Annotated in this window: 17 protein-coding genes and 1 tRNA gene; 11 read left to right on the top strand and 7 right to left on the bottom strand. The window is 64.0% G+C overall.

Going from position 1 to position 21,711, the window contains the following annotated elements; all coding sequences use genetic code 11:
* Window positions 1-37: 37 nt before the first annotated feature.
* Complete coding sequence (locus QM588_RS05085; protein WP_283312003.1) at window positions 38-1,180, top strand: N(5)-(carboxyethyl)ornithine synthase; 1,143 nt, start codon at window positions 38-40, stop codon at window positions 1,178-1,180.
* Window positions 1,177-2,286: a methyltransferase gene (locus tag QM588_RS05080; protein WP_222089077.1), complete on the top strand. Its 1,110-nt coding sequence runs from the start codon at window positions 1,177-1,179 to the stop codon at window positions 2,284-2,286. The genes QM588_RS05085 and QM588_RS05080 overlap by 4 nt, the downstream gene beginning before the upstream one ends.
* Window positions 2,287-2,356: 70 nt before the next feature.
* Here the strand turns inward: QM588_RS05080 and QM588_RS05075 are convergent, their stop codons facing one another.
* From QM588_RS05075 to QM588_RS05065, 3 genes are read right to left on the bottom strand one after another with little or no spacing between them, the layout of a single operon-like run.
* A complete protein-coding gene (locus QM588_RS05075; RefSeq protein ID WP_027497606.1) occupies window positions 2,357-2,593 on the bottom strand; it encodes a hypothetical protein in 237 nt (78 codons plus the stop codon).
* Between the two features lie 23 nt (window positions 2,594-2,616).
* On the bottom strand, window positions 2,617-3,801 hold the full coding sequence (locus tag QM588_RS05070; RefSeq protein ID WP_032368223.1) for a fatty acid desaturase family protein: 1,185 nt from the start codon (window positions 3,799-3,801) through the stop codon (window positions 2,617-2,619).
* A 45-nt stretch (window positions 3,802-3,846) separates the two neighbouring features.
* Window positions 3,847-4,959: a ferredoxin reductase gene (locus tag QM588_RS05065; protein ID WP_032368224.1), complete on the bottom strand. Its 1,113-nt coding sequence runs from the start codon at window positions 4,957-4,959 to the stop codon at window positions 3,847-3,849.
* A 195-nt stretch (window positions 4,960-5,154) separates the two neighbouring features.
* Here QM588_RS05065 and QM588_RS05060 point away from each other — a divergent pair, with 195 nt between their 5' ends.
* Entirely contained in the window at window positions 5,155-5,781 is a 627-nt protein-coding gene (locus tag QM588_RS05060; RefSeq protein ID WP_283312000.1) for a TetR family transcriptional regulator, read from the top strand.
* Window positions 5,782-5,816: 35 nt separating this feature from the next.
* The gene (locus tag QM588_RS05055; RefSeq protein ID WP_283311998.1) at window positions 5,817-6,635 is read left to right on the top strand and encodes an alpha/beta fold hydrolase; all 819 of its coding nucleotides are present in this window, start codon (window positions 5,817-5,819) and stop codon (window positions 6,633-6,635) included.
* Here the strand turns inward: QM588_RS05055 and QM588_RS05050 are convergent.
* A complete protein-coding gene (locus QM588_RS05050; RefSeq protein ID WP_283311997.1) occupies window positions 6,632-7,954 on the bottom strand; it encodes an MFS transporter in 1,323 nt (440 codons plus the stop codon). The genes QM588_RS05055 and QM588_RS05050 overlap by 4 nt on opposite strands.
* Window positions 7,955-8,037: 83 nt before the next feature.
* Here QM588_RS05050 and QM588_RS05045 point away from each other — a divergent pair, with 83 nt between their 5' ends.
* Genes QM588_RS05045 through cmrA form a run of 3 tightly spaced genes read left to right on the top strand, consistent with a single transcriptional unit; the run spans window position 8,038 to window position 11,434 of the window.
* Window positions 8,038-8,565 carry a PadR family transcriptional regulator gene (locus QM588_RS05045; RefSeq protein ID WP_283311995.1) on the top strand — a complete coding sequence of 176 codons (528 nt, stop codon included), beginning with the start codon at window positions 8,038-8,040 and terminating at the stop codon, window positions 8,563-8,565.
* On the top strand, window positions 8,562-10,607 hold the full coding sequence (locus QM588_RS05040; protein ID WP_283311993.1) for an NADPH-dependent 2,4-dienoyl-CoA reductase: 2,046 nt from the start codon (window positions 8,562-8,564) through the stop codon (window positions 10,605-10,607). The genes QM588_RS05045 and QM588_RS05040 overlap by 4 nt, the downstream gene beginning before the upstream one ends.
* A gap of 23 nt (window positions 10,608-10,630) precedes the next feature.
* On the top strand, window positions 10,631-11,434 hold the full coding sequence (cmrA, locus tag QM588_RS05035) for a mycolate reductase (RefSeq protein ID WP_283311991.1): 804 nt from the start codon (window positions 10,631-10,633) through the stop codon (window positions 11,432-11,434).
* Between the two features lie 48 nt (window positions 11,435-11,482).
* Here the strand turns inward: cmrA and QM588_RS05030 are convergent, their stop codons facing one another.
* Entirely contained in the window at window positions 11,483-13,207 is a 1,725-nt protein-coding gene (locus QM588_RS05030; RefSeq protein ID WP_283311990.1) for a helicase HerA-like domain-containing protein, read from the bottom strand.
* Between the two features lie 95 nt (window positions 13,208-13,302).
* Between QM588_RS05030 and orn the strand changes: the two genes are divergently transcribed.
* From orn to QM588_RS05015, 3 genes are all read left to right on the top strand, one after another.
* Entirely contained in the window at window positions 13,303-13,914 is a 612-nt protein-coding gene (gene orn / locus QM588_RS05025; protein ID WP_283311989.1) for an oligoribonuclease, read from the top strand.
* Between the two features lie 77 nt (window positions 13,915-13,991).
* Window positions 13,992-14,067 (top strand) — tRNA-His (locus QM588_RS05020).
* Window positions 14,068-14,384: 317 nt separating this feature from the next.
* Window positions 14,385-15,137 carry a M23 family metallopeptidase gene (locus QM588_RS05015; protein WP_283311987.1) on the top strand — a complete coding sequence of 251 codons (753 nt, stop codon included), beginning with the start codon at window positions 14,385-14,387 and terminating at the stop codon, window positions 15,135-15,137.
* Window positions 15,138-15,156: 19 nt separating this feature from the next.
* Here the strand turns inward: QM588_RS05015 and QM588_RS05010 are convergent, their stop codons facing one another.
* Window positions 15,157-16,350 carry a L,D-transpeptidase gene (locus tag QM588_RS05010; protein ID WP_032370364.1) on the bottom strand — a complete coding sequence of 398 codons (1,194 nt, stop codon included), beginning with the start codon at window positions 16,348-16,350 and terminating at the stop codon, window positions 15,157-15,159.
* A gap of 224 nt (window positions 16,351-16,574) precedes the next feature.
* On the opposite strand from QM588_RS05010, the gene QM588_RS05005 reads away from it, so the two are divergent.
* The gene (locus QM588_RS05005) at window positions 16,575-20,756 is read left to right on the top strand and encodes a bifunctional nitrate reductase/sulfite reductase flavoprotein subunit alpha (protein WP_283311984.1); all 4,182 of its coding nucleotides are present in this window, start codon (window positions 16,575-16,577) and stop codon (window positions 20,754-20,756) included.
* Here the strand turns inward: QM588_RS05005 and QM588_RS05000 are convergent.
* Complete coding sequence (locus QM588_RS05000; protein ID WP_283311982.1) at window positions 20,750-21,682, bottom strand: alpha/beta hydrolase; 933 nt, start codon at window positions 21,680-21,682, stop codon at window positions 20,750-20,752. The two genes, QM588_RS05005 and QM588_RS05000, sit on opposite strands and share 7 nt — an antisense overlap.
* Window positions 21,683-21,711: the final 29 nt, after the last annotated feature.

Below are 21,711 nucleotides of genomic sequence, written 5' to 3'. Positions count from 1 at the left end.
GTTACTGTGGTTGACTTCGCGTAACGAAGGGTTACACGTGCATCAGCTCACTCTCGGAGTCCTCTCACGTTCGCGCAAGCCCGATGAGCGTCGACTACCGATTCATCCTCTTCATTTCGATCGCATCGACGCCGACATTCGAAGCCGAATGTTCCTCGAATCCGGCTACGGCGAACCGTTCGGAATCTCCGACGAGCACCTGGCCACGCAGGTCGCGGGCATCGGCACCCGCGCCGAGCTCATTGCTCGGTGCGACGTGATTCTGCTGCCGAAGCCTCAGGCCGAAGATCTCGAGTCTCTTCGACCCGGCCAGACGCTCTGGGGTTGGCCGCACTGTGTGCAGGACGAAAGGCTCACCCAGATCGCCGTCGATCGCAAGCTCACGCTGATCGCCTTCGAGGCCATGAACCACTGGACGCAGGACGGCTGGTTCAATCTTCATGTGTTCCACAAGAACAACGAATTGGCCGGGTACTGCTCGGTGCTGCACGCATTGCAGCTGATCGGTTCCACCGGGGACTACGGCCGCAGGTTGCGGGCCGCCGTTATCGGTTTCGGGGCCACGGCTCGCGGCGCGGTCACCGCGCTCAGTGCACACGGGATTCACGACGTCGATGTCCTCACTCAGCGTGGGGTCACGGCGGTGGGTTCGCCGATCCACTCGGCCAACATCGTCAACTTCGATCTCGACGACGCCGATCCCCGCCAGAGCCGAGCGCTGACTCCCGACGGTCGAATCCCACTCTCGCAGTTCCTGTCCGACCACGACGTGATCGTCAATTGCGTTCTACAGGATACAAACTCACCACTGACGTTCCTGACGAACGAGGACCTGCCCACATTGACGCCGGGCACCCTGGTCGTGGACGTCTCGTGTGACGAGGGAATGGGATTCGAATGGGCTCGGCCCACGTCGTTCGCCGACCCGATGTTCACCGTCGGTGACAACGTGCACTATTACGCCGTCGACCACAGCCCGTCCTATCTGTGGAATTCGGCGACGTGGGAGATCAGCGAATCGTTGCTGCCTTACCTTCGCGTGGTTCTCGACGGGCCCGCGGCGTGGAATGAGGACGCCACCATCGAGCGTTCCATCGAAATCAGGGAGGGTGTCATCGTGAACCCCAATATCCTTGCCTTCCAACATCGCAGTGCGGAGTACCCGCACACTGCAGCATGAGCGTCACGTGGGTCGAGGACGGCATCGAACGGTCCGCGCGATGGCAGTCGGAGAACGGTGCGCCGCCACCGCGGGTGATACGGATCGTCGACGACGCGACGACGGCGGACGTGGCCTACAAGCTGGCGACGATCGGCGAGTCCCTGCTGTGGCGTGGCGATTACAACAACGCGCGCCAGCTCCTGTCGGCCATGACGCGGCGGGTACCACCGGCCACACAGCCCGAGAACGCGTCGCCCGCCGAGCGGTTCCACCTGCATCGTCAGTACCAGGCGCGGCGCGCACGGGTATTGGGAATGCTTCTGGTGCAACTCGATTCGGATCTGCGGCTCGATCTCGGCCGAGCGCCGGAGGTGCGATCGGCCGTAGCAGAAGCACTGGGTCCCGATGCCTCGGCCTGCGTCCTGTCACTACGGGAACTGCTCGGGATCATCGGCGCACACGAGTGGCGCCGCAAGGGAGTGTTCGTGCCGGCGCTGGACGCGTCCGTTCATCCCCACTACGGAGTGTTCTCGCCTGTCCGCGGTGAGTACATCCAGCTCGTCGCCGACGCACCGCTACCTGCCACGGGCCGGGCTTTCGACATCGGGACGGGCTCGGGTGTGCTGGCTGCGGTACTCGCGCGCCGGGGCGTACCTGCGGTGGTGGCGACCGACAAGGACCCCCGATCGGTCGCGTGCGCCCGCGCCAATCTCGACGCACTCGGGTACAGCGATCGGGTCGAGGTGGTGCAGACCGACATCTTCCCGAGCGGCCGCGCGGGATTGATCGTCTGCAACCCGCCGTGGATCCCCACCAAGCCGACGTCGGGGATCGAGCATGCCGTCTACGATCCCGGTTCTCGCATGCTGAAATCGTTCCTCAGCCGCCTCGGCGGGCATCTGACGCCCGACGGCGAGGCCTGGTTGGTGTTGTCCGACCTCGCTGAGTTGCTCGGATTGGTCACGCGCACAGACCTTCTCGCGTCGATCGACAAGGCCGGCCTGACCGTCGTCGACCGGATGGACACCGTGCCATCGCATTCTCGAGCGACCGACGCCTCCGATGTTCTGCACGAGGCCAGGTCGCGCGAGACCACATCGCTGTGGAGACTGCGCCGCCGCTAGCCATCTGCGCCCGCGACACGAGAAAGCCGCCCGAGCAGTGCTCGGGCGGCTTCGTCGATCGTGCGGTGAGTCAGTGCCGGTCGCGGGTCTCGAACTCCCCGTTGATCACGGTGCCCAGCGGCGCGTCACGCTCGGCCTTCTTCGCGGCCTCGCGCATTTCGATTCCATCGGTGATCAGATCACCGATCTCGCGAGTGACGTCACGGACCGCTCCGGCGATGATCACCACGATTCTGCCGACGTGTGTCGCCGCAGACTCGGTGAAATCCTGCACGGTGTCCTTGTTGCGCTCGAACCTTCCCACCACCAGGACCGCCCCCTTCGAAGTCGTCACGCTGCGTCGGTCTTCTTACGCTCGACGATAACACTGGCCGGGGCCGCCGATCCGGTGAGCGAGTTGGGCAGAGCGAGCTTGAAGATCTTGCCCCACACGGTGCCGATCTGGTGGAAGAAGCCGCCGGTGTTGTACGGCAGGTCGTACTTCTGGCACAGAGCCTTGACCTCGGGTGCGATCTGCGGGTACCGGTGCGCGGGCAGATCCGGGAACAAGTGATGCTCGATCTGGTGGGAGAGATTGCCGGACATGATGTGGAACAGCGGCGAGCCCTCGATGTTGGCCGATCCGAGCATCTGACGGACGTACCATTCGCCCCGGCTCTCGTCGGCGGTCTCTTCCTGGCTGAAGGTCTGCACCCCCGTAGGGAAGTGGCCGCAGAAGATGATCGAGTACGTCCACACGTTGCGAATCAGGTTCGCAGCGACGTTGCCGACCACGGTCGAGGCGAAGAACGGCCCGGTCAGAGCGGGGAAGATGACGTAATCCTTGAGCGCCTGCTTGCCCGCCTTGCGCCACATGCCCTGCAGCAACGGCTTGACGTCGTGCCACTTGCGCTTACCGGCGACGATGTTCTCGGTCTCGAGGTCGTGCAGCATGACGCCCCACTCGAAGAACGTCATGAGCAGGAATGCGTACACGGGGTTGCCGAGGTAGTACGGGTTCCACTTCTGGTCCTGATCCATCCGCAGGATGCCGTACCCGATGTCGCGGTCCATGCCGACGATGTTGGTGAAGGTGTGGTGCATGTAGTTGTGCGAGTGCTTCCACTGGTCTGCCGGGCAGACGGTGTCCCACTCGAACACCTCGGAGTTGAGGCCCGGCTCACGCATCCAGTCGTACTGGCCGTGCATGACGTTGTGGCCGATCTCCATGTTGTCGAGGATCTTCGCGACGCCGAGCGCGCCGACACCGGCAAGCCATGCCGGCGGGACGAAAGGCAGGTACATCAGTGCGCGTCCGGTGATCTCGAGCCCGCGCTGCGCCTTGATGATCTTGTAGATGTATTCGCGGTCCTCGTCGCCGAGCTTCGCGACGGTGCGGGCGCGCAGGTCGTCGAGTTCGCGGCCGAGCTCTTCGACCTGTTCGTACGTCAGTACGGTCGGCTCGTCGGGCAGCGTTTCGTTGCGTCGGAAGGGGATGACGGCGGTGGGCAGGATCGAGAGAATCGTTCCGAGCATCTGCTGATCTCCAATTCGATCGGGTGGTGGGCGGGAGCTCCGGGACTAGATGTCGATGTCGACGTCGCCGACGGCAACGGACACACAGAGCTGGATCTTCTTGTCGGATTCGGTGTCGGTCTCACCGGTCTTGATGTTCTTGGTGCAGCCGGATTTCTTCACCGAGGTGCAGGTGAAGCAGATGCCCATTCGGCACCCGTTGGCCGGCGACAGACCGGCTCCTTCTGCTTGTTCGAGCAACGTGGCACCGTCGTTCTCGGCGGCGACGTCACTTCCGGAGAACGTGGTGGTTCCGGTGACGTCGTCGCTCACGGTGGCGAAGGACGGAGTGAATTCCTCGAGGTGCAGTCGGTCGCCGAGCCCTGCGTCGTCGAAGAACGACGTCACGCCCTTCATCAGCCCGGGCGGACCGCACAGGAAGGTGTCCGCGTCTGCGAACCACGGTGCCACGGCGTCGAGATGCTCTTTGCCGAAGAACCCGTGCAGGTCCCCGCCGGTCGTCTGCTCGGTGTACGCGAAGACGAGGTTCACGTTGTCGTGCTCGGCGGCGATCTTCTCGAGCTCCTGCTTGTACGCGACGTCGTTCTCCGTGTACGCGTAGTGCAGGAAGGTCAGGTCGCTGCTGTACCCCTCGTCCAGCAGCGACCTGAGCATGGACAGCACGGGCGTGATGCCGCTGCCGCCGCTGATCAGCAGCGTGCGCGCCGGGCGTGGCTGGGGAAGCTTGAAGGTGCCGTCCGCCTGCGACAGGCTGACGACGAGGCCGACGTGGGCGTTCTTGTGCAGATACTGCGAGACCAGCCCCTCGGGGTGCGCCTTGATCGTCAGCTCGATTCGGCCGTCCTTGCGGTACTGCGAACAGGCCGGCGAGTAGCAGCGAGTCTGACGTACGCCGTCGATGACCACCCCGACCTGAACGAACTGGCCGGCCTGAAAGCCCTTCCACTGTCGGGTGGGGCGGATGGTGAGCGTCAGCGAATCTTCGGTGGACCGGTGTATCTCGGTCACTTCGCCGCGCAGATCACGAACGGTCGTCATGGGGTCGACCAGCTCCAGGTACCGATCGAGCGCGTGGGGCGTGGCCATGGCCTCGAACAGGGAAAGAAGCGAGAACTTGCGCGAACCCGTGGGTCGCGTCGGACGTTCTTGAAGCGTCATTCCATCCTCCCTAACCGGATCGAACCCTACGACCCATTCAGTGAACGATTGTGCACTAACATGAGTGTGACAGAGCGACACCGGTACCTGTCAACGTTTATGTGACCGCCATTACAGACCTCATGCGAAGTTCACGGGGACCGCGGAAGCAACCGGAGGGGAGATCACAGAGTGCCCGCCCATAAACTGGACGCCGTGACAGAACCGGGTACCCGCGCGGAGCGCAAGGAGCGCACGCGGCAGGCCTTGATCGACGGCACACTCGATCTGCTTCGCGAACGTTCGTTCGCGAGCGTCAGCCTGCGTGAGGTCGCGCGGTCGGCCGGCATCGTCCCCACCGCGTTCTATCGACACTTTGCGTCCATGGAAGACCTCGGGGTGGCGTTGGTCGAGGACAGCATGCGCATGCTGCGCCAGATGTTGCGCGACGCGAGGCGCAACCCGAGCACCAAGACGGCCACCGAATCCTTCGGCATCCTGGTTCGCCAGGTCCGCAGCCACGAGGATCAGTTCCGCTTCCTCAGCCGTGAGCGCTACGGCGGAGTCACCGAGGTGCGTCGCGCGTTCGCCACCGAGCTTCGGCTGTTCGTCAGCGAGCTGACCATCGATCTCTCCCGAATGCCCGGTCTCGAACAGTGGGACATCGCCGATCTCGAGATGACGGCCGACCTGCTGGTCTCGACGATGCTGACGGCGGTGGTCGGCCTGTTGGAAGTCGACCGACCGGGTAGTCAGAACGAGAAAGACCTCATCGAACGCACCGAGAAGCAGATCCGGATGATCATGCTGGGGATGAGCAAGTGGGAACCGCGACGGGCCTGACCGTTCGCGAAGAATACGTCCACGAAAGGAAGTCCATGTCCGAGGTAACTATCGGCGAGTACGTATTCGAAGTTGCGGTGGCGGGCCCCTCGGATGGAGTTCCGGTTGTTGCGCTGCACGGCTTTCCGCAAACCAACGCGTCGTGGACCAGCGTGACACCTGGACTCGTCGCCGCGGGTTGTCGCGTGATCGCTCCCAACCAGCGGGGCTACTCCCCCGGTGCCCGACCGATCGGCGTCGAGCACTACCGCATCGAGCGTCTCACCGAGGACGTCCTCGGTCTGCTCGACGCCTTCGACCTGAACTCGGCGCACCTGGTGGGTCACGACTGGGGTGCTGTGGTCGCCTGGCATGTCGCTGCCGAGCATCCCGACCGAGTCCGAAGCCTCACTGCCGCATCCGTTCCGCATTCCGCGGCGTTCAACTGGGCCATTCGCGAGGACCCGGACCAGCAACAGCGGTCGCAGTACTTCGGTTTGCTTCGCGAACCGGAGAAGGCCGAACGAGTGCTGACCGAGAACGACGCGCAACGGCTCCGCGCGATGTTCGGGGCCGAGAGCCTGGACGACGAATACGTTCGGCATCTGACGGTGCCGGGAGCACTGACGGCTGCGTCCAGTTGGTATGCCGCGATGACGCGGGAGTTCGCGAACCTACCCGCAGTGACGGTGCCGACCACCTACGTGTGGAGCAACGGCGACACCGCCATCGGCCGAGCCGGTGCCGAGCGCTGCGGTGAATTCGTCGATGCGCCGTACCGATTCGTCGAACTCGACGGCATCTCCCATTGGATCCCCGAGGAAGCTCCCGAGAAACTCACAACCGAGATTCTGGATCGTATCGGGTCGGTCTAACCCTGTTCCGGAGCGCGAACTTTCAGCAATGCCAGCAGCCCGGCGGCGAGGACGATGATCAGCCCGGCAATACCTGCGCGGTCGGCGTCGAACATCCACACGAACAGACCGAACAGGGACGGCGCGAGGAACGACGCGGCACGACCCGTGGTCGCGAACAGGCCGAAGAACTGACCTTCGCGCCCGGGAGGTGCCAGTCGCGCCAGGAAGGTGCGCGCAGACGATTGCGCGGGCCCCACGAACAGGCACAGGATCAGCCCGAAGATCCAGAACATCGTCGGTCCCGACACGAACAGCAGAATGGTTCCGGCCGCGATCATGGACGTGAGCGAGAAGACGATGACCTTCTTGGGTCCGATTCTGTCGTCGAACCGCCCGGCGACGATGGCACCGAGGCCTGCGATGACATTGGCGGCGACGCCGAACAGCAGTACGTCCGCCGCGCCGATGCCGTAGACGCTGACGGCGAGAACGGCCCCGAAGGTGAACACGCCCGCCAGTCCGTCTCGGAACAGTGCGCTGGCGATCAGGTAGTAGACGGCACGCCGGTCTGCGCTCCACAACTCGCGCACATCACGAAAGAGAACTCGATAGGACTCCGCGAACCCGGCTCGAGCAGCCGTGGGATCGGCGACGGCTCTGGGTACTTCGGGAACCGCGAACATCACGGGGATGGCCGAGACGGCGAACCAGACGGCCGCGAGTACTGCGACGAGCCTGATGTTGAGCCCACCGTCGGTGGTCAGCCCCAGCAGGCCCCGAGTGTCTCCGTCGCCGACGATGAAGCCCAGGTAGCACAGGAGAAGTAGGACGATTCCGCCGAAATAGCCCATTGCCCAACCGAATCCGGACACGCGTCCGATATTGGCCGGGGTGGAGACCTGCCGCAGCATCGAGTTGTACGGAATACTGGCCAGCTCGAACATGATGGATCCGAGACCGAGCAGCAGCAGCCCGAGCCACAGATAGTGGTAGTCGTCTTGTACGAAGAACAAGCCGGCCATGGCCACGACCGTCAACGCGGTCAATAGCCCCAGCAGCCATTTGCGCTTGCCGCGCGCGTCGAAGTACTGCCCGCAGACCGGGGCGAGGAGTGCGATGACGACGCTGGACGCGGCGATCGACCAGCTGAACCACGTGGTCGCCGAGATGGATCCGGGTAGGTCGTCACCGACGGCATCGGTGAGATACACCGAGAACACGAACGTGAGAATGACGGCATTGAACGCGGCCGATCCCCAGTCCCAGAACCCCCAGGCGGTGACCTGCTTACGCGTTGTGGCGACTCCGACGACAGCGGCCTCCGGCTGGGTTCCCATGGTTGCCAACACTAGCCCGCGACGGGCCCAGACTTGAGTGCACCTAGTTGCATAGTCACCACGTTGCATACATACTCTCGGGTGTGGCTTTGGAACACGCGATTCTGGTCTCCCTCACCGAGCTCAGCGGCTCGGGGTACGAGCTCGCCCGACGGTTCGACAAGTCCATCGGCTTCTTCTGGAGTGCAACTCATCAGCATATCTACCGCACTCTGACGCGGATGGATGGAGCGGGCTGGATCACCGGCGAGGCAGTCGCACAGGACGGCCGACCCGATAAAACCGTGTACTCGGTCAGCGCTGCCGGCCGAGCCGAACTCGATCGATGGATTGCTGCACCGAGCGATCCCTCGCAGCTTCGCGAAGAACTCGCAGTGAAGATTCGCGGCGCGGCCAACGGCGATGTCGACGCCCTCAAGGTCGAGGTCGCCCGCCACCGCGACGTACATGCCACTCGTCTCGACGTGTATCGACTGATCGAGAAGCAGGACTTTCCGGCCCCCGCTGCCCTGACCGGTACCGCGCTGCATCAATACCTGGTGCTCCGCGGCGGGATTCGTGTCGAAGAAGGATTCACCGAATGGTGCACCGAGGTATTGGAGAAACTGTGAAGACCGAGCAGACCACTGGCCCGTACCCGATTCTGTTGTCGCCGTTGGACGTCGGCGCAACCACGTTGAAGAACCGCGTGATCATGGGATCGATTCACACCGGCCTCGAAGATCGCGCCCGCGACACCGGCCGCCTGGCTGCCTACTTCGCCGAGCGTGCCCGCGGCGGAGTCGCACTCATCATCACCGGGGGTTACGCCCCCAATCGCACCGGGTGGCTGCTGCCGTTCGGGGCCAAGCTGACCAACCGCATCGAGGCCCGTCGGCACCGCAGGATCACCGCCGCCGTGCACCGTGAAGGCGGCAAGATCGCGCTCCAGATCCTCCATGCCGGACGTTATTCCTACCAGCCGCTGAGCGTGTCGGCCTCGTCGATCAAGGCTCCCATCAATCCTTTTCGGCCGCGGCGGTTGACGTCGAGGGGCGTCCGCTGGCAGATCCGAAACTACGTACGCTGCGCCCGGCTCGCGCAGAGCGCCGGCTACGACGGCGTCGAGATCATGGGCGGCGAGGGCTACTTCATCAATCAGTTCCTCTCCGAGCGCACCAACAAGCGGCGTGACGAGTGGGGTGGTTCGGCGGAGAACCGTCGCCGAATGGCCGTCGAGATCGTGCAGCAAATCCGTGCCGCCGTCGGATCCGACTTTCTCATCGTGTTCCGGCTGTCGATGGCCGACCTCGTCGAGGAGGGCCAGAGCTGGAACGACATCGTCGCGCTCGCCGAGAACGTCGAAGCCGCAGGCGCGAACATCATCAACACCGACATCGGCTGGCACGAATCGCGGGTGCCGACCATCGTCACCTCGGTTCCGCGAGCAGCATTCGCAGACATCACCGGCAAGCTCGAAAAATACGTGAGCATCCCCGTCGCCGCGTCCAACCGCATCAACATGCCCGAGATCGCCGAGAACATCCTGGCCCGAGGCGACGCCCAGCTGATCGCGATGGCCAGGCCGATGCTGGCCGATCCGTTCTGGGTCGAGAAAGCTGCTTCCGATTCCGCGGATCGAATCAACACCTGCATCGCCTGCAATCAGGCCTGCCTCGACCACGCCTTCGTCCACAAGAAGGTCTCGTGCCTGGTCAATCCCCGTGCGGGCCGTGAGATCGACCTGCAGTTGTTGCCGACGAAGAAGACCAAGAAGGTGGCAGTCGTCGGGGCGGGGCCCGCCGGACTGTCTGCGGCGCTCACCCTTGCGCAACGCGGACACGCCGTCAGCCTGTTCGAGGCCAGGAGCGAGATCGGCGGCCAATTCGGTATCGCCCGTCTCATTCCCGGCAAGGAAGAGTTCGCCGAGACCATTCGCTACTTCTCCACCGCTCTGCGCGACGCGGATGTTGCGGTACACCTCGATACCCGGGTTACCGCCGCAGAACTCGCCGCGGGCGAATTCGACGAGGTGGTCCTGGCCACAGGTGTCACTCCCCGGATGCCGCAGATACCCGGAATCGATCACCCGTCCGTGCTCTCGTATGCGGAACTGGTGCGCGACGGCAGGGCCGTCGGCGATCGGGTCGCGGTCATCGGTGCCGGCGGTATCGGCATCGACATCTCCGAGTTCCTCACCACCGACGCCTCCCCCACTTTGGACCTGAAGGAATGGAAGCAGGAGTGGGGAGTCACCGAGCCCGAGGCCGCGCCAGGGGCGTTGACGACTCCGGTGCCGGCCGCATCTCCTCGGGAGGTCTACCTCCTGCAACGCAAGCCGGGACGTATCGGGGCCGGTCTCGCGAAGACCACCGGGTGGGTTCATCGCGCAGCGTTGAAAGCCAAGGGCGTGCATCAGCTTTCGGGGGTGAACTACGAGAAGATCGACGATGCGGGCCTGCACATCTCGTTCGGTGAGAAGCACGAGCGCCCACGCTTGCTCGAGGTCGACACCATCGTGATCTGCGCGGGCCAGGAATCGGTTCGCGATCTGGTCGACGAGCTGAAGGCCGCGGGTACCACCACGCACATCATCGGCGGTGCGGACGTCGCGGCCGAGTTGGACGCCAAACGGGCGATAGAGCAAGGCACCCGGCTCGCGGCCACGATCTGATCTGTCCGCTAGCCTGTCTCACCGTGAGCCTGCCCAAGCCCAACCCCGATGCCCGCGCCGTTGTCACCGGAGCCTCTTCCGGTATCGGTGAAGCTCTGGCCACCGAACTCGCCGCCCGTGGTCACTCGCTGATCGTGGTGGCCCGACGCGGCGAACTGCTCGAGGCTCTGGCCGCGAAGCTCACGGCCGAGCACGGCGTTGCCGTCGAGGTGCGGGCGTCGGATCTTTCCAACCGCGAGCAGCGCCAGGAGCTGGTCACCGAACTGTCCGAGCGTGAGATCTCGATCCTGTGCAACAACGCAGGCATCGCGACGTTCGGACCGGTGGCCGGACTCGATCCTGCGTACGAGCGCGATCAGGTGGAGCTCAATGCCGTTGCCGTACACGACCTCACGCTCGCCGTCATGCCCGGCATGATCGGTCGCGGAGCCGGCGGCATCCTCATCACCGGATCTGCGGCGGGCAACATGGCCATCCCCAACAACGCGACGTACGCGGCAACCAAGGCCTTCGTCAACACGTTCTCGGAGTCACTGCGCGGCGAGCTCGCGGGCACCGGCGTCAACGTCACACTGCTCGCTCCGGGCCCCGTCCGCACCGAGACACCCGACCCGGCCGATGCGTCGATCGTGGACAAGATGGTTCCCGACTTCCTGTGGATCGACAGCGCCTACACCGCGAAGCTGTCCCTCGACGGCCTGGCGAAGAACAAGATGCGCGTCGTTCCCGGCCTGCTGAGCAAGGGCATGTCGGTAGCCGGGCAGTACAGCCCGCGCAGCATTTCGGCACCGATCATCGGCAGCTTCTACAAGAAGCTCGGCAACTAGTACCCGAATCCTGGTCGTTCCGCGGGCTCCACTCCCGACTGAGCACGCTCAGCGCCTCCGACGCCGACCGGTTCCGAAGATGCTGCGCGAGATCTCGCGGCCGGCCGCCGAGGCAGCCGATCGTAGGAAGCTCTTGACTGCCGGGTTGCCCATGATGCGCTCCGCGGCCGACGGCCCGTCCGGCTCATTCGGCGGCAGGTCCGGCAGATCGGCGGGCAGAGGCGGAATGTCGAACTTCTCGACCGGAGCGGGCGCATCCGCCACCCGTGCGTTCATGCGCTCGTAGGCGGACTCGCGGTCGATGGTCTCCCGGTACTTCACAGACAGAGTGCTCGACGACGCGGCCACCGCGATGGCGTCGTTGCCGATGGTGTCCATCAGTGAGCGGGGCGGACGAATCTTCGTCCACGCCACCGGTGTCGGCGCGCCTGTCTCCGAGAGCACCGTCACGATTGCTTCGCCGGTCCCCAGCGACGTCAGTGCTTTTTCGAGGTCGTACGCGTCAGTCTTGGGGTACGTGCGCACCGTCTTGTTCAACGCCTTCTGGTCATCGGGCGTGAAGGCGCGCAGAGCATGCTGAATACGAGCGCCCAGTTGCGAGAGCACGTCGTTGGGGACATCGGTGGGCAGCTGGGTGCAGAAGAAGACTCCGACGCCCTTCGAGCGGATGAGCTTGACGGTCTGTTCCACCTGCTGCAGAAAGGCTTTCGACGCGTCGGCGAAGAGCAGGTGTGCCTCGTCGAAGATGAACACGAGCTTGGGCTTGTCCACGTCACCGACCTCGGGCAACGTCTGGAACAGGTCGGCCAGTACCCACATCAGGAAGGTGGAGAACATCACCGGACGTGATGCCTGAGCGCCGAGCTCGAACAGGGTGATGACGCCTTTTCCGTCCGGTCCGACGCGGAGCAGGTCCTCGGTCTCGAGTTCCGGTTCGCCGAAGAACGTGTCGCCGCCGTCGGCCTCGAGATTGGCCAGGGCACGCAGGATGACCCCGGCGGTCGCCGACGAGACGCCGCCGATACCTTTCAGGTCGGTCTTGCCCTCGTCACTGGTCAGATGCATGATCACCGACCGCAGGTCTTTGAGGTCGAGCAGGGCGAGGCCCTGGGAATCGGCCCAGTGGAAGATCAGTCCCAAGGTCGATTCTTGAGTGTTGTTCAGCCCCAACACCTTGCTGAGCAGAATCGGTCCGAACGCGGTGATGGTGGCGCGGACCGGTACCCCGATCCCCTCGGTCCCGAGCGAGAGAAATTCCACCGGGTGTCCGGCGGGAGCCCAGTCCGTGAGGCCGGTGTCCGCAGCGCGGCTGCGGATCTTCTCGTTCTCCTCGCCCGGTTCGGACAAGCCCGACAGGTCGCCTTTGACGTCGGCCATGACGACGGGAACCCCTGCGGCAGAGAGCTGTTCGGCTATCCCCTGGAGTGTCTTCGTCTTACCGGTTCCGGTTGCCCCGGCAACGAGACCGTGCCTGTTCAACGTCGCCAACGGGATTCGAATGCGGGCAGCGGCGTCGGTGACACCGTCCAGAACGACGGTTCCCAGTTCCAATGCTGCACCTGCCGATACGTATCCGGCGGCGATCTCGCCTGCCTTACCGTGCGCCGCCGGTGCCGACCCGTGTTCCGCGGCAAGCGCCTCGGCCTCGGCAGCGTCGGCTGCAGCCAGAGCTTCGGCAGCCACCCGTGCGGCTTCCACGGCCGCCGCTTTGGCCGCCTTCGCCTTCTCGGCAGGACTGAGTGTGGGTGCCGGCTGAGTCGGGTCGCCTGTCATGTCCGCATCCTTTCGTGAACGTGCGTCGACGCTGAACGGGGTCGATCGCCACCGCAAACCCTAGTGGCTGTGGTGCGCGCACTACTGTGGAGCGAGTGCAGGACAAACTCGTGTGGATCGACTGTGAAATGACCGGCTTGGATTTGAGCAAGGACAAGCTGATCGAAATCGCGGCGTTGGTGACCGACAGTGAGCTCAACATCCTCGGGGAGGGTGTCGACATCGTCATCCACGCCGACGACGACGCGTTGGCGAACATGCCGGCCGTCGTCACCGACATGCACGCCAAGTCGGGCTTGACCGACGAGGTGCGCGCGTCGACGGTGAGCCTGGAGGAAGCCGAACAGCGCGTGCTCGCGTACATCAAGGAGCACGTCCCGGTGTCCGGGACGGTCCCTCTGGCCGGGAATTCGATTGCGACCGATCGCGGGTTCATTTCCCGGGACATGACCGCGCTCGACAGGTACCTGCATTACCGCATGATCGATGTCAGCTCGATCAAGGAGCTCTCGAGACGGTGGTACCCGCGGATTTACTACGGGCAGCCTCCCAAGGGCTTGGCGCACCGCGCTCTGGCCGACATCAAGGAGTCGATCAAGGAGTTGCAGTACTACCGTCGTACCGCCTTCGTCGCGCCCCCGGGGCCGTCGACCAGCGATATCGCGGCGGTCGTTCAGGATCTCGACACGCAGCAGGGGTCGGATTAGCAACCCGGGATTCAACCCGCTAGTATTGTCGACGCTGCTGATGGAGAGCCCGAAACGGTTCTACTGATGCAGACATGGTGGGCGTAGTTCAGCTGGTAGAGCACCAGGTTGTGATCCTGGATGTCGCGGGTTCGAGTCCCGTCGCTCACCCCATACGAAGAAGGCCGGTCTCCTCGCGAGGCCGGCCTTTTTGTGTATTCACTCCACCCTTCGCAAGGGTGTTCGAGCGGACAGTGCGTACCCACCCTGACCTCGAATTACGTTGTTGTAATTCACTTTTCGAGTTTCCTATGGGGTTTCTGTGACGTACGGTTACCAATGGCACTTTTGGGGAAGAAAAGTACCAATGTGATTCATGTGTTTTTTGCTACGTGAGTTCAGCGTGCCCCGAAGCGTCACCGAACATGTTCTTTCGCCCTGCGGGCACCCATCCGACGGGTGCCCGGTGGACGCAGACGAGGAGGCTTTTCGTGGGTCGCAGAATGCACAGAGTCATAGCGGGTTCGATCTTGTCGGCAGCACTGTGCATCGGCACAACCGGCATGCTCAGCCCGGCGGTGGCCACCGCTCAACCCACGATCGAACTACCTCAGATCCCGATCCCCCAGCCCGACGCCCAGCAGCGAGCCGCGATTCTCGCGGCCGTGTTGGATGCCACCGGCGTGCTCATCAACCAGGTGGCGGCAATCGTTCTCGACGGCGACGTGCTGTCGGTGCCGGATACTGCAACTCCCGCGGATGTGCCCGAGATCGAACTTCCCAGTGCGCCGCCCACGGTGGGGCTCGGCGGTGCCGTACTGCCGATCGACGCCGGCAAATACCGCATCACCTCGGGTTACGGCGGACGCAACAATCCGACCGGGAACGGTGCTCAGTACCACCAGGGCGTGGACCTGGCTGCCGACAGCGGCACCCCGATCCATGCGGTAACCGGCGGAACCGTCGTTCAGGCCGGAGACGCGGGCGACGGCTACGGCAAGCTCGTTCGGGTCAAGAGCGGCAATACCGAGACCTACTACGGCCATCAGTCCAGCATTGCCGTCGCGGTCGGTGACGAGGTGGCACCGGGAGATGTCCTCGGGGCGGTCGGCAGCACCGGAAATTCGACGGGACCGCATCTGCACTTCGAGGTCCGCAACAACGGCTCGAGCATCGAACCGGTCGCGTACCTGAAGACACTCGGGATCGATCCTTCGCTCTACCAGACCCGCGATCGAAGCTGATCCACCCGATCGATATCGATCAGACCGTGGTGGCGTTGCCCGCTTTCCACTCGTCCCAGGGAATGTTCCAGTCGCCGAGACCATCGGTGCCCGACAACGTTCCACCGACCGTGTTCTTCACCACGACGATGTCACCGCGTTTGGTGTTGTCGTAGACCCACTTGGCGTTGGTCGGACTGAGGTTCAGACACCCGTGCGAGGCGTTGGAGTAGCCCTGCTGCCCCACCGACCACGGTGCGGAATGAAAGAAGATGCCGCTGTAGGACATTCGCGTCGCCCAGTCGACCGGAGTGCGGTACCCGGTGGACGAATTGACCGGCACACCGTAGGTCGACGAGTCCATGACGAGATGCTCGAATCGATCACCGATGATGTAGACGCCGTTGTCCGTCGGGGTGGAATCCTTGCCCATCGACGTCGGCATAGTGATCACGTCCTGGCCGTTGACGTTGAACGTCACCTGCTTGGTGTTGTCGTCGGCAGTGGCAATGACCGCGTCGCCGATCGTGAACGACGTCGTCGCATTCTCCTGGCCGTAGATGTCGTCACCGAGATCACGCCCGTACACATTGACGGCCACGTCGACCTTGGTGCCCGGTGCCCAGTAGTTCTGTGGTCGCCAGCGAACCTCTTTGTTGTTCACCCAGTAGAACGCGCCTTCCACGGCCGGCGTCGTGGTGACCGTGATCGCGTTCTGGGCAGCAAGCTTGTCGGTGATCGCCTCGTCGAACTGGACCGCGACAGGCTGCCCGATACCCACCACGTCGCCCGGGTTCGGCAGAACGTAGGGCTTGGTGAAATTGCCCGGCTGGCTCGTGGTGAAGCTCGACACCGTGCTCGACGATCCTCCGAGTCCGTACGCGTCGGCCTGCACTCGATACTCACGGTTGTAGCCGAGGGGTTCGGTGTTGGTCCACGACAGCCCGTCCGGAGCAATGGCCCCCGACACCGGCTCGCCGTCGGGGTTGAGCATCGTCACGGAGGACAATTTGCCGTCGGCAACCGAGACGGTCACCGGGTCCGCCGGTGAGAATCCGACTGCTCCGTCGAGCACGCTCGCGGTCAGCTTGGGCTTCATCAGTTCGGTCATCGGATTGGAATCGATCGGAACGGAGGGTTCGGAGATGTCCGTCTGCGAGCTGCACCCGGACAGCACCGCCACCGAAGCGACAACTCCCACCGCGGCGAGTACGAATCCTCGAGACACCCTCATGAACACACCACTTTCCCACTTCGAGCCTGACCCGGACGATTCTGCCAGCGCAGAATCCACACATTCCACTCGACAGCCCGTTCGATGAATAACGTTCGAGTACCAATCGCACTGCAGAAAGTTGGTGTTACCTCCCTGCCGCACAAGGCGGTGCCCCGACGGCACATCACCGCCTCGTTCGACGCCCGGTGAGGACAACGTCATATCCGGCTAACCGATGTGTAATGGCCGCGCACACTGCACCGGGCACTGTGGAAGCCATGGTCACCACGGTGAAGACACTCTGCGCATACTGCGGCGTGGGATGCGGCATGGTGCTCGAGGTCGGTGGACCGTCGGCGACGCCGTCCCAGTCGACGTCCCGGTCGACGCTGCCGATCGGGCCCACGATCACCAAGTCGGTCGGCGACAAGACCCACCCGGCGAACTTCGGCCGGCTGTGCACGAAGGGAAGCACCACCGCGGACATGCTTGCCGCGCCGGGCCGCCTCGACAAGGCTCGGATTCGCCACCGGCGCGGTGACCGGCCGGAGAGTACGGACACCTCGGTGGCCATCACCGATGCTGCCCGCAGGCTCCGCACGATCCTCGACGAACACGGACCCGACTCCGTTGCGCTGTACGTATCGGGGCAAATGTCGATCGAGGCTCAGTACCTGTCGAACAAACTGGCCAAAGGGTTCATCGGTACCAATCAGATCGAATCCAACTCACGATTGTGCATGGCCAGCGCGGGGACCGGCTACAAGCAGTCACTGGGAGCCGACGGTCCTCCGGGCTCGTACGAAGACTTCGACAACGCCGACGTGTTCCTCGTCATCGGCTCCAACATGGCCGACTGTCACCCCATCCTGTTTCTACGAATGATGGACCGGGTCAAGGCCGGTGCGAAACTGATCGTGGTCGATCCTCGGCGTACCTCCACCGCCGACAAGGCGCACCTGCACCTCGCGCTCGAACCGGGATCCGATCTGGCGCTGCTCAACGGTCTTTTGGCTCTGATCGTCGACAGCGGAAACACAGACCCTGACTTCATCGCCCAGTTCACCGACGGCTGGGACGCGATGCCGGAGTTTCTTCGCGACTACACGCCCGAGAAAGTCTGCGCTGCAACCGGTCTCGCCGAGGAAGATCTGCGGGCCGCAGCGGAGATGATCGGGACTGCAGAGAACTGGATGAGCTGTTGGACGATGGGACTCAATCAGTCCACCCACGGCACCTGGAACACCAACGCACTGTGCAATCTCCACCTGGCAACGGGTGCTATCTGCCGGACCGGAAGCGGCCCCTTCTCGTTGACCGGTCAGCCGAACGCGATGGGTGGCCGGGAAATGGGATACATGGGCCCCGGACTGCCGGGCCAACGGGCGGTCACCAACGACACCGACCGCGCGTTCGTCGAGCAGGCCTGGAAAATCCCGCCCGGAACACTGCGCACCGACGTAAGTGGTGGAACCATCGAGATGTTCTCGAAGTTGGCTGCGGGCGACATCAAAGCGTGCTGGATCATCTGCACCAATCCTGTTGCGTCCGTGGCTAATCGAACAACCGTGATCGACGGTCTCGAACGTGCCGAACTGGTGATCACCCAAGACGCCTTCGCCGACACCGAGACCAACCGATACGCCGATGTCATGCTGCCCGCCGCGCTGTGGACCGAGGCCCATGGTGTCATGGTCAACTCCGAGCGGAACCTCACGCTGTTCCAGCCGGCTGTCGAAGCACCCGGCGGAGCACTCCCCGACTGGAAGATCATCGCCGACATGGCCTGCGCCCTCGGCTATTCCGAGTCGTTCACCTACTCCAGTGCCGAAGAGATCTTCGAGGAGATCAAGCAGTTCTCGAACCCCTCCACCGGTTACGACATTCGCGGCGTCACCTACGACGGACTCCGCGAGGGTTCGATTCAGTGGCCGTGCCCGCCCGAGTCGACTACCACCAGACACCCCATCCGGTACCTCAACGACGGAATCAGCCAAACCCTGCGGATATCGGAGGACGGCTCGATTCCTGCCCTGTCGTTCCCCACCGCCAGCGGTCGAGCGCAGTTTCTCGCCCGACCCGCCATGGCACCGGCCGAAATGCCGGACGACGACTATCCGTTCCTGCTCAACACGGGGCGACTTCCCCATCAGTGGCACACCATGACCAAGACCGGGAAAGTCGCGAAGCTGAACAAGCTGAACCCCGGCCCGTTCGTGGAAATACACCCGACCGATGCGGGCCGGCTCGATCTGTCCGACGGCGATACCGTCGAACTGTCGTCGCGTCGAGGCCGTGCGGTACTGCCCGCCGTGGTCACCGATCGCGTCTTGCCCGGCGGCTGCTTCGCACCGTTCCACTGGAGCGACGAGTTCGGTGAATCCCTGGCGATCAACGCGGTGACCAATGACGCCGTCGATCCCTACTCGCAGCAACCCGAATTCAAGGCCTGCGCCGTGTCGCTGACGAAAGTATCTGCTGCTCAATTTGATTCGCCCGATACGTCCGAGGACGTGCACGATCCGGTCGACGCTCTCGCCATGGTGGTCGGCCGCCCGAGCCGACCCGCAGAACCTTTCACCGTCATCGAGCAAAGTTACATGGCAGGCCTGCTGGAGGGACTTCGGACCGACGCAGGTCGCTCCGCGCCGGGAATCCCCTCGTTGCCCGAACGGACCCCGCTGACTCCCGAGACGCACGCGTGGCTCGACGGTGTTCTCGCAGGCCTGTTCTCGCGCACTCCCTCGCCGGGCACCGAAGCAACCGCCGGGGACACCTCGTCGGCAGCGGGCAGACCACTGCTCCTGCTGTGGGCCTCGCAGACGGGAACTGCCGAGGAGTTCGCCCAGTCCAGTGTTTCTCATCTGCGAGCTGCTGGGTCTGCCGTCACCGAACACTCCATGGACTCGTTCACCGCAGACCGACTACCGGCCGAGGCCGACGTGTTGATCGTCAGCAGTACCACCGGGGACGGCGAAGCACCCGACAACGGCGCAACCTTCTGGGAGAGCCTGACAACCGATTCGGTACCCGCACTGGACGGAATCCGTTACGCCGTGCTGGCCTTCGGCGACTCGAGTTACGCAGACTTCTGCGGGCACGGCCGCAAGATCGACGAACGCCTCGAGCAACTCGGTGCGCGGCGACTACTCGGCAGGGTCGACCTCGAGCCCGACTACGAGAACGAGGCCGCCGAGTGGCTCGACTCGGTGAGCGCGCTGCTGGCAGGTGACTCGCCAACGTCCGACCCCGCCACCGCGCCTGCGGCACCCGCACGTCGGCCTGCGGCCGCTGACGTAGAACCGCGGTACAGCAAGAAGTCGCCCCTCGTGACCACCCTCGTTCGGAATCGAGTGCTCACCGCACGCGGATCGCTCAAGGACGTCCGTCAACTCGGATTCCACCTTCCTGCGGGCACCCTCGAATACGAGGTGGGTGACGCACTCGGGGTCTGGCCGCGCAACAGCGAGAAGTACGTGCAGGAGTGGCTCGGTGCCACCGGACTCGACGGCGACGCCGTCGTCGACCTGGCCGACCACGGAGAAATGCCGCTCCGTACGGCGTTGGGTCGGCACCTCGAGATCGCCCGTGCCACACCGGATCTGTTGAAGTTCGTGCACCGGCGTACCGCGGACGACGACCTCGAGGCCATGTTGCATCCGGACAACAGACACACGCTCACCGACTGGATGTGGGGACGGCAATCGATCGATGTACTTGCCGCACATCCGGTTCGCGCGTCGGTGGACGATTGGCTCGGCGTTCTCAAGCCGTTGCAGCCGCGTCTGTATTCCATCTCGTCGAGCCCGAAGGAGAATCCCGAGGAGGTGCAGGTGACCGTCTCGGCTGTGCGATACAACGTGCACGGTGTCGCTCGACGCGGGGTGTGCTCGACGTATCTGGCCGACCATGCCGCCAACCATGACATCGGGATATTCGTACAGAAATCGACCCATTTCAAACCGCCCGAGGATCCCACCACGCCGATGATCATGGTCGGTCCCGGCACCGGCATTGCACCGTTCCGGGCGTTCCTGCACGAGCGGCGCGCGCTCGGGCACACCGGCCCGAACTGGCTCTTCTTCGGCGAACAGCACGCGGACACCGACTTCTACTACCGCGACGAACTCACCGCGATGCTGAGCGACGGGTCGCTCGACCGTCTCGACGTCGCCTTTTCCCGGGATCAGAAGGACAAGGTCTACGTGCAGGATCGCATGCGTGAACACGGCAGCGAGCTGTGGAACTGGATTCACCGCGGTGCCCACTTCTATGTCTGTGGCGACGCGTCGAGAATGGCCAAAGACGTGGATGCGGCCCTGAAAGGCGTGGTCGCACAGCACGGGAAACTGGCCCCGAGCAGTGCCGAGGCGTACGTCAAGGCTCTCGCTGCTGAGAAGCGGTACGTGCGCGACGTCTACTGATCCGCAGCCACCATCGGCGGGACGGTACGCAGAAGGAAGGCGATTTGGTCTGCGACCACCTGCTCGAAGTCAGCACCGAGATAGATGTCGAAATGGCCTGCGTCGTAGGTTTCGATCTCCCCGAGCGGGGCTGTCCGGGCGTATCGCAGTGTGGCCTTCGCCGGTGCCACAGAATCTGTGTTGCAGACGACGAAGAGTATCGGGCAGCGGACGTCCTTCGCTCGACGTCCGGGCCGATGGCGCACGATCTGCAGCGCGAAGCGGGCGGCCACCCGATTGTGGAACGACTCGTCGGAGTCCGGAGCGAGCGCGAGGTACCCGTCGTAACTGTCGGGTGACGTCATCAATGCGGTAGTCCCCGGTCGCCCGGCGGTCGCCACCATCACCGGCGGCCGCCCGATCACCGATCCCAGCAGATCGCGCACGGCCCGCACGGACAGTTTGACCGAGGTCCATGTGTTCGATGCGAGCCCGGAGGCGATGCCGTCGGTGAACGGACACTGCGCGACCACCGCGGCGACACGCTGATCCCGTGCTGCCGCGACGATGACGTGACCACCGCCGAACGACGAGCCCCACAACACGATTCGCGAACCGTCCACGTCCTGCCGACCCCGGGCGCACGCGATCGCTGCCGCCCAGTCCTGCAACTGGGACTCGATATCGAGCAATTGTCGCGGTCGCCCGCCACTGTCTCCGAAGTACCGATAGTCGAACACCAGGCACGCGTAGCCCTCGGCGCGAAATCGTTCTGCGTAGGCGTCGAGTCGCATTCCCCGGGTTCCGCCGAGACCGTGCGCCATGACGATCACCGGGGCCGGCTCGGTGCCGTCGGGCAGGTACAGCCATGCCGCACAGTCGACGCCGTTCGAGTCGAACGTGATGTCCTTGCGATCAGGGACCGCGCCCCCCGGCTGCGAATTCATGGGCGAACAATAGCCCACGAACACCGGCA

The sequence above is a fragment of the Rhodococcus sp. IEGM 1354 genome (genome assembly GCF_030056855.1).
Lineage (GTDB): Bacteria > Actinomycetota > Actinomycetes > Mycobacteriales > Mycobacteriaceae > Rhodococcoides.
This window is presented reverse-complemented; position numbering and strand designations above follow the sequence as displayed.

What these genes read in the sequence shown, in the direction of transcription:
- QM588_RS05065 (WP_032368224.1), bottom strand. Translation starts at nt 4,959, where the DNA reads ATGACGCTTCAAGAACGTCCGACGCGACCCACGGGTTCGCGCAAGTTC.
- QM588_RS05080 (WP_222089077.1), top strand. Translation starts at nt 1,177, where the DNA reads ATGAGCGTCACGTGGGTCGAGGACGGCATCGAACGGTCCGCGCGATGG.
- QM588_RS05070 (WP_032368223.1), bottom strand. Translation starts at nt 3,801, where the DNA reads ATGCTCGGAACGATTCTCTCGATCCTGCCCACCGCCGTCATCCCCTTC.
- QM588_RS05005 (WP_283311984.1), top strand. Translation starts at nt 16,575, where the DNA reads ATGGCCGCGCACACTGCACCGGGCACTGTGGAAGCCATGGTCACCACG.
- QM588_RS05000 (WP_283311982.1), bottom strand. Translation starts at nt 21,682, where the DNA reads ATGAATTCGCAGCCGGGGGGCGCGGTCCCTGATCGCAAGGACATCACG.
- QM588_RS05010 (WP_032370364.1), bottom strand. Translation starts at nt 16,350, where the DNA reads ATGAGGGTGTCTCGAGGATTCGTACTCGCCGCGGTGGGAGTTGTCGCT.
- QM588_RS05055 (WP_283311998.1), top strand. Translation starts at nt 5,817, where the DNA reads ATGTCCGAGGTAACTATCGGCGAGTACGTATTCGAAGTTGCGGTGGCG.
- QM588_RS05050 (WP_283311997.1), bottom strand. Translation starts at nt 7,954, where the DNA reads ATGGGAACCCAGCCGGAGGCCGCTGTCGTCGGAGTCGCCACAACGCGT.
- QM588_RS05030 (WP_283311990.1), bottom strand. Translation starts at nt 13,207, where the DNA reads ATGACAGGCGACCCGACTCAGCCGGCACCCACACTCAGTCCTGCCGAG.